We start from the raw sequence: 242 nt of genomic DNA, 5'->3' as shown, positions 1-242 counted from the left end.
AGAAGATCTCGGTCGGCGCGCCGTTCTTCAATTTCACCTTTGCGCCTTTGTTCGTGCCGCTGCTGCTCGCGGTGCCGTTCGGGCCGCTGCTGGCCTGGAAGCGCGGCGACCTGCTCGGCGCGGCGCAACGAGAGCGACAGCGGAATCCGGAACAGCGCGACGCGTTCGGCGAGGTCGCATAGCGCGCCCATGATCACGAACGCCGCAAGCCCGATCGCGAGCGGCGCCAGGGTCGCGCCGCC

Annotated in this window: 1 protein-coding gene; it reads left to right on the top strand. The window is 69.4% G+C overall.

What is annotated here, in order from left to right:
• Positions 1-182: cytochrome c-type biogenesis CcmF C-terminal domain-containing protein (locus tag FNJ47_RS48645; RefSeq protein WP_283811413.1), on the top strand; the 182-nt coding region annotated here is incomplete at its 5' end.
• Between the last annotated feature and the right edge of the window lie 60 nt (positions 183-242).

The sequence above is a fragment of the Bradyrhizobium uaiense genome (genome assembly GCF_010811875.1).
GTDB classification, from domain to species: domain Bacteria; phylum Pseudomonadota; class Alphaproteobacteria; order Rhizobiales; family Xanthobacteraceae; genus Bradyrhizobium; species Bradyrhizobium uaiense.
This window is presented reverse-complemented; position numbering and strand designations above follow the sequence as displayed.